The sequence below is a fragment of the Amycolatopsis thailandensis genome (genome assembly GCF_042723255.1).
In the GTDB taxonomy this organism is placed as follows: Bacteria; Actinomycetota; Actinomycetes; order Mycobacteriales; family Pseudonocardiaceae; genus Amycolatopsis; species Amycolatopsis thailandensis.
This window is the reverse complement of the sequence record NZ_JBHXJK010000244.1, coordinates 1-6,994: the sequence shown is the minus strand read 5'-3', so window position 1 is coordinate 6,994 and position 6,994 is coordinate 1. Positions and strand designations below refer to the sequence as shown.

The window sequence follows — 6,994 nt, the reverse complement described above, 5'->3', positions numbered from 1 at the left end:
GCCCTCGTCCCTCCGGCCGCGCAGAGCGCGTTTAGCCCGCTAAACGCGATCTGACAGGTGGGCGAGGGCGAGCGACTTTAGCCCCCTAATCGCGATCCGGTGCCGGGGCCACGGGGCCGTAGGGCCGCCTCCGGGCGGAGCGACTTTAGCGGGCTAATCGCGCTCCGACGGTGGGGAGCGGGCCTGGGCACCCGATCGCGTTTAGCCCGCTAAACGCGATCCGGGGCGCTGGTCGTAGGCTGGGTAACCGTGCTGGTACTGGCCATCGACACCTCGACCCCGGCGGTCACCGCGGGCCTCGTCGCGCTGGACGGCGACGCCCTCGAGTCACGCGGCGACCGCGTCACGGTCGATCCGCGCGCGCACGGCGAGCTGATCACGCCCCACGCCCTGGAAGCCGTCAAGGCCGCGGGCGTCACGCTCCGCGACCTCGACGCCATCGTCTGCGGCGTCGGCCCCGGTCCCTTCACCGGCCTTCGCGCCGGCATGGCCACCGCCGCGTCGCTCGCCCACGCCCTCGGCATCCCCGCCCACCCGGTCTGCAGCCTCGACGCGATCGCCGCCGACGTCGCCCCCGGCGAAGCGCCCTTCCTCGTCCTCACCGACGCGAGGCGGCGCGAGGTCTACTGGGCCGCGTACGCCGCCGACGGCTCCCGCACCGACGGCCCGCACGTCCAGCGGCCCGCCGACCTCGAGACGACCATCAAGGTCGCGGCGGGTGACGGCGCCCTGCTTTACGCGGACGCCCTCGGCGTCCAGCCGATCGAGCCGCGCTTCCCATCACCGCTCGGACTGGTCAAAGCCGCTCGCGAGGACTTCCAAAGTGAACCCGCCCCGCTCACCCCGCTCTACCTCCGCCGCCCGGACGCCGTCGAACCGGCCGCGCGCAAGAAGGTGACCACGCCGTGAGGCTGGAACCCTTACGCCGCAAGGATATCCCCCGCTGTGTCGAGATAGAGAAGATCCTCTTCCCCGGCGATTCGCCGTGGACCGCCTACGCCTTCCACGCGGAGCTCGACGGCGGCGGCTACTACCTGGTCGCCCGTCCGGATGAAAGCGACGAGGTCATCGGTTACGCCGGGCTCGCCGTCGTCGGCCGCCGCGGCGACTACGAGGCGAGCATCCACACGATCGGCGTCGACCCCGGCAGCCAGCGCAACGGGATCGGCACCACGCTGCTGAAGGCCCTTCTCGCCCGCGCGGACGAACTCGCCGCGCCGGTCTTCCTCGAAGTCCGCACCGACAACGACGCGGCGATCACGCTCTACGAGCGGCACGGTTTCGAACGCGTCGGCCTCCGGAAGCGCTACTACCAGCCCTCCGGCGCCGACGCCTACACGATGGCCCGCCCGCGGGCCCAGGTCCGAGACGAGGTGGCGGGCTGATGCCGCGCATCATCATGGGCATCGAGAGTTCGTGCGACGAGACCGGCGTCGGTCTCGTCCGCCTGCACGACGACGACACGGTCGAACTCCTCGCCGACGAGGTCGCCTCCAGCGTCGACCAGCATGCCCGCTTCGGCGGTGTCGTGCCCGAGGTCGCGAGCCGCGCGCACCTGGAGGCGATGGTCCCGACGGTCGAGCGGGCCTTCGAGAAGGCCGGGCTGAAACTGTCCGATGTGGACGCCATCGCGGTGACCGCCGGACCCGGTCTCGCCGGCGCGCTCTTGGTCGGCGTCGCCGCCGCCAAGGCGTACGCCGCGGCGCTCGACATCCCGCTCTACGGCGTCAATCACCTGGCCGGGCACATCGCCGTCGACACGCTTCAGCACGGCCCGTTGCCGGAGCGCTGCCTCGCCCTGCTGGTCTCGGGCGGGCACACGCAATTGCTGCTGGTGGACGACATCGCGTCCGAGATCACCGAACTCGGGTCCACTGTGGACGACGCCGCCGGCGAGGCCTACGACAAGGTCGCCCGCGTCCTCGGCCTGCCGTATCCCGGCGGCCCGCCCATCGACAAGGCCGCCAAGAACGGTGACGGCGCGGCCATCGCGTTCCCCCGCGGCATGACCGGACCGCGTGACGCCAAGTTCGATTTCTCCTTCTCCGGTTTGAAAACCGCTGTCGCGCGCTGGGTCGAGGGCGCGGAGCGCCGCGGTGAGGAGATCCCCGTCGACGACGTCGCCGCGTCGTTCCAGGAGGCCGTCGCCGACGTGCTCACGATGAAGGCGATCCGTGCGGCCAAGGAACACGGCGTGGACACGCTGGTGATCTCCGGTGGCGTGGCGGCGAATTCGCGGCTGTCCGAACTCGCCGCCGAGCGCTGTGCGGAAGCCGGGATCACGCTGCGGGTCCCGCGACCGCGGCTGTGCACTGACAACGGCGCGATGATCGCCGCGCTCGGTGCGCACGTGGTCGCCGCCGGACGGCCGCGGGCGTCGCTCGACTTCTCGGCGAATCCGGCGCTGCCGGTCCAGATCGTCTCGATCTAGCGCGATTCGGCTGCGGTGCGCGGCGCCGGGGCGAGATTGAGCAGCTCTTCCAGCGCCGCCACCGACAAGGCGGCGGCATTGCCGTCGCCATAAGGGTTTCCGGCGTGCGTCGGATGGAAGTCACCGCGCAGGATCTTCGCCGCGGTGTCGGCGATGAGACCGGTGTCCGTCCCGACCAGCCAGGCACAGCCCGCCTCGATCGCCTCACGTCGTTCGGTGACGTCGCGAAGCACGAGAACGGGAGTGCCGAAGGTCGGCGCTTCCTCTTGGATACCACCGGAATCGGTCAGGACGAGCTCGGCCAGCCGCAGCGCGCGTACGAGATCGGGATACTCGAGCGGCTCGGTGATCGTCACCCGCGGCGTCCCGCCGAGCGCGGTCACGACCTGCTCCCGCACGGCCGGATTGGGGTGCACCGGGAACAACACCTGGACGTCGCTGTGCTCGGCGACGATCAGTTCGATGGCCGCGAGCGTGCGGCTCAGCGGCTCACCCCAAGACTCCCGCCGGTGCGAAGTCACGAGGACGAGACGTTCGCCCGCTTCGGAAATCTCCATCTCCAGCAGAGCCAGCGCGGTGTCCCGCGCCGGGAGATCACGCTCGGCGATCGCGATCACGGCGTCGACGACGGTGTTGCCGGTGACCGCGATCCGTTGGCGTGGAACACCTTCCGTGCGCAGTGCGGCCGCGGCGCCCGGTGTCGGCGCGAGATGCAGGGCGGCGACGCGCGAGATCATCTGCCGGGTGCCCTCTTCGGGGAACGGCGCGGCGAGGTCGTGCGTGCGCAGCCCCGCTTCCAGGTGCACCACCGGGATGCCCAGCCAGAACGCCGCGAGCGCGCCCGCCAGTCCCGTCGTCGTGTCACCTTGGACGACGATCGCCGCCGGGGCGACCCGGCGCAGCACCTGGTCGAGCGCGGGGAGCAGCCCGGAAACCAGTTCCGCCTGGGTGCCGGTGGTCCTGGGCGGGGTGTCGAGCCAGGCGTCGACAGGCAGGCCGAACGGGATCAGCGCCTGCTCGACCATGCCCTGGTGCTGTCCACTATGGACGACGAAGGGCCGCAGGTGCGGGTGCTCCGCCAGCGCCAGTGCCAGCGGAGCGAGCTTGACCGCCTCCGGCCGGGTCCCGGCCAGCAACATCACGTCCACGCGTTGGCGCTCCTCGTCCACGATTTCGAGTGTCCCGCAAAACGCGGGTGGCGGCCGCCGGCGTGCAAGGGGTCCACGCCGGCGGCCGATCTGTCAGCTTCCGGTCCGGCCAAGCCGTTTCGTGCGGCGGTAGCCGGCGATGACCGCGATGGTTCCCAGAACCAGCAGGATCACGCCGACCGCCAGCCACCAGCCGACATCGGCACCGGTGGCGGCGAGGGCACCCACCCCGCCACCGGCGACGCCGACTCCGGCGCCAGGCAACTTGTACATCTCGACCTCACTTGATCCTGGTCAGGCGCTGGTCGCCGGACGACGTCCGCGCACGACTCGGATCCCGACCGGGATGGCGACGGCACCGAGCAGGCCGAGACCGATCCACAGGCCGGCACCCGACGCGAGCGGCACGGGCAGACCGGCCGGACCACAGGTGGCCGACGAGACGATCACGTCGCCGGAGCCGATCGGCGTGAGCGCGTCGCCGGCCAACTTCACGTGGATCGCGTTGACCGTCAGGCTGCCGTCACTGTTCTTGATCTGCTCGTTCAGGATGATCGTCGCGACGTTGATGGCGCCGAGACCGACCTTGACCTGGGTGTTCGGTGCGGGAGTGGAGTCGACGGCGCCCGCGCTGCCGAGGTTCGCCCCGACGAGGTTCGTCGCGCCCTGCACACCCTTCTGGGTCGCGGTGCAGGTGGCTTCGACGGCCTTGGCGCCGACCGTGCCGAGGGCACCCTTGAGCAGCGGCAGACCGACGTCGGCGGTGCTGGCCTTGGCGGTCACGGCGCCGGAGTTGTCGTCCCGCTTGGCTTCGGTGTTGATCGCGCCGGCGGTGAGAATCCCGGTGAGATCCGCCTTCGCGAGGCTGTTGGTGGTCGGCCCGGAGGTCTTCGCTTCGGCGAGCGGTCCGGCCTTCACCGCGTCGAGGCCGAGGAGTTTCACATCGACCTTGACGCCATACGCGGAGCCGTCACCGGGGGCCGCCGAGGCGGGCGCCGCACCGGCGAGAGCCACGCTCGCCACCACAGCGGCGAGCAGTCCGCCTCGTCGCAAGAGGTGCGTGTTCTTCAACTGGTCCTCCGAATTGATTCGTGGGGGTTTTCTTTCATCTGCGGTCGGCACGTGGGCGCAACCGATGCGGACGAATCCTCAGCTGGCCTGACTCGGCTCGCGGATCGTCTATCGCCGAGTGTTTCCCAAATTGAACAAGAAACTGCGAGGATCACCGGATCAGGTGGAATTTCGGTCCTTTGCCGCAGGTCGCCGAAGAAGTCACTCTTTCGGCCTAGTCAGTTTCTCCACGATCGTGCCGAAAGGCGTCATGATCAGATTGTCAATGCGAACCCCGGTCGAAAGGACCGGTTCTCGCTGACTTACTCTCGTCGGCGAGGTCCCTGTCCGCTTCGCTGAACCCCGTCGTCTGCTGCGCCTTTCCTGAGAGGGTCATCGTGGCCGTTGCGAGCACTCCCTTGCCGAGCTCAAGTCGGTTTCCGCTGCGTATGGCGGTGCTGGCGGTGATCGCCGTCGCGATCGGCCTGGTGCTGGCCGAACGCCTGTATCGGGTGTTCGAAGTGCAGCTTTCGGGGCTGATACTGAGGGTTATCACCACATCGGGTGTCTTCGTCGCCGGCGAACGCGAGACTGTCTACTTTGGGTTGTCGGGCGATACTCCACTCGGGTTACGAATGACGCCGGAATGCTCTTCGGCATTCATGTTGCTGCCCTTGTTGTTGGTGACAGCGGTCATGTTGTATTTCCGCCCAGGGAATGCGAAGAGGTTGTTCTTCTCGTTGGCCATTTCGGCGGCGGTGGTCATTCTTGTCAATCAGATGAGGGTTTTGGCGATCGTCGGCCTGGTGAACTGGCTCGGGGTGGACGAAGGTTATTACTGGGGTCACACCCTGCTCGGTTCGATGGTCAGCGTCCTCGGCGGCGCGGTCGCCCTCGTGCTGTTCGTCTGGCTGGGCACCCGGAAGCCCCGGGCCGCGCGCGAGGTCGCCTGATGGGCGCCGGTTCGATCAAGATCCTGCTCGCGATCACCCAGGCGTTCGCGCTCACCATGAGCGTCGCGTTCATCGTGTACGTGGTCGTGATCGTCGTGCCGTACCTGCGGCGCAAACCCGCGCCCGTCGGCGACGCCGCCGACTTCACCTGGCACTTCTTCGTCCCGTGCCGGGACGAGCAGACCGTCATCCGCGAAACGGTGCGGTACCTGCGTTCGACGTTCCGGCACGCGCACGTCTGGGTCGTCGACGACGATTCCGAGGACCGCACCGCCCGGGTCGTCAAGTCGATCTGGCGGCGCAACGGCGGCTACGACCCGTACCTGCACCTCGTGCCCCGGCGCCGTCCGGAGGCGAGGACGGGCAAGGGCGACGCGCTCAACGCCGCCTACCAGGCGCTCAACTTCTGGATGGGTCCCGACGCGAGCCGTGACGACGTCGTCGTCGTGGTCGTCGACGCGGACGGCCGTCCGGCGGAGAACTGCCTCGAAGTGTGCGCCGCGGACCATCTGTTCGGCGACGAGACCATCGGCGCGGTGCAACTCGACGTCTGGATGGGCAACGCCGACACCCGGCCACCGGGGAAGAACTGGTTCTCCCGCGCTTTCGGGCTGAAGCTGGCCCAGATGCAGGATCTCGAGTTCCGCACGGCCATCGCGGCGATCCAGACCTCGCGCGGGTTCACCGGCACGATCTCCATGGGCGGCAACGGTCAGTTCACCCGGCTGTCCGCTTTGGACTCGATCGCCGGGGACGACGAACAGCCGTGGCGCGGTTCGCTGCTGGAGGATTTCGAACTCGGCGTGCACCTGCTGACAGCGGGCTGGCGGACCGGGTACACCCCGGATTCCCATGTGAAGCAAGAAGGTCTGTACAGCCTCCGGCGATTCCTGGTGCAGCGCACGCGCTGGGGCCAGGGCACGATGCAGTGTTCGCGGTATCTGCGGCGGATCTGGGATTCGCCGCATGTGAGCACGCTGGGCGCGGCGGAGATGATGTACTACCTCGCGCAGCCGTGGATGCAGCTGCTCGGCTCGCTGCTGTACCCGATCCCGTTCATTCTGCTGCTGTTCAGCACCGCGGGGGATCCGGCGCAGGTGTGGACGTGGTTCGCCGACGACGGCGCGTGGATCCTGTTCGCGATCTACGGTTCGTTCGGGCTGCTGCCGTTCATCGTGTGGGGCCCGATCTATCAGTTCAAATGCCTGAAGAGCCGCAATCTCCTGCGCGGGCTCGGGATGGGCTTCGCCTACGCGCTCTACATCTACACGTTCTACATCACGTCGTGGCGGGCGCTGTTCCGCCTGGTCCGCGGCCGGAACGGCTGGTCGAAGACGCGGCGGAACACCGAGCACGCCCCCGGCGTCAAGGTCGCCCTGGACTCCTGACCCGCGCCCGGATCGCGTTTAGCC

The 6,994-nt window shown here is 68.8% G+C and carries 8 protein-coding genes; 5 read left to right on the top strand and 3 right to left on the bottom strand.

The window, feature by feature from the left end; genetic code table 11:
- Nucleotides 1–249 precede the first annotated feature (249 nt).
- The 3 genes from tsaB to tsaD are packed head-to-tail and all read left to right on the top strand — an operon-like array spanning nt 250 to nt 2,431.
- Entirely contained in the window at nt 250–909 is a 660-nt protein-coding gene (tsaB, locus tag ACFWMR_RS42135) for a tRNA (adenosine(37)-N6)-threonylcarbamoyltransferase complex dimerization subunit type 1 TsaB (protein WP_378382441.1), read from the top strand.
- A complete protein-coding gene (gene rimI / locus ACFWMR_RS42130) occupies nt 906–1,385 on the top strand; it encodes a ribosomal protein S18-alanine N-acetyltransferase (protein WP_093935100.1) in 480 nt (159 codons plus the stop codon). The genes tsaB and rimI overlap by 4 nt, the downstream gene beginning before the upstream one ends.
- A complete protein-coding gene (gene tsaD / locus ACFWMR_RS42125; RefSeq protein ID WP_005153780.1) occupies nt 1,385–2,431 on the top strand; it encodes a tRNA (adenosine(37)-N6)-threonylcarbamoyltransferase complex transferase subunit TsaD in 1,047 nt (348 codons plus the stop codon). Before rimI ends, tsaD begins: the two co-directional genes overlap by 1 nt.
- Here the strand turns inward: tsaD and wecB are convergent.
- From wecB to ACFWMR_RS42110, 3 genes are all read right to left on the bottom strand, one after another.
- Nucleotides 2,428–3,579: a non-hydrolyzing UDP-N-acetylglucosamine 2-epimerase gene (gene wecB / locus ACFWMR_RS42120; RefSeq protein ID WP_093935099.1), complete on the bottom strand. Its 1,152-nt coding sequence runs from the start codon at nt 3,577–3,579 to the stop codon at nt 2,428–2,430. The two genes, tsaD and wecB, sit on opposite strands and share 4 nt — an antisense overlap.
- Nucleotides 3,580–3,672: 93 nt before the next feature.
- A complete protein-coding gene (locus tag ACFWMR_RS42115) occupies nt 3,673–3,852 on the bottom strand; it encodes an LPXTG cell wall anchor domain-containing protein (protein ID WP_093935098.1) in 180 nt (59 codons plus the stop codon).
- Between the two features lie 21 nt (nt 3,853–3,873).
- Nucleotides 3,874–4,650 (bottom strand): choice-of-anchor P family protein, encoded by a 777-nt coding sequence (locus tag ACFWMR_RS42110; RefSeq protein ID WP_093935097.1) that lies wholly within the window; start codon nt 4,648–4,650, stop codon nt 3,874–3,876.
- Nucleotides 4,651–5,078: 428 nt separating this feature from the next.
- On the opposite strand from ACFWMR_RS42110, the gene xrtP reads away from it, so the two are divergent.
- Both xrtP and ACFWMR_RS42100 read left to right on the top strand, forming a co-directional pair.
- Nucleotides 5,079–5,582 carry an exosortase P gene (gene xrtP, locus ACFWMR_RS42105; protein WP_378382440.1) on the top strand — a complete coding sequence of 168 codons (504 nt, stop codon included), beginning with the start codon at nt 5,079–5,081 and terminating at the stop codon, nt 5,580–5,582.
- Complete coding sequence (locus ACFWMR_RS42100) at nt 5,582–6,970, top strand: glycosyltransferase (RefSeq protein ID WP_378382439.1); 1,389 nt, start codon at nt 5,582–5,584, stop codon at nt 6,968–6,970. The genes xrtP and ACFWMR_RS42100 overlap by 1 nt, the downstream gene beginning before the upstream one ends.
- Nucleotides 6,971–6,994: the final 24 nt, after the last annotated feature.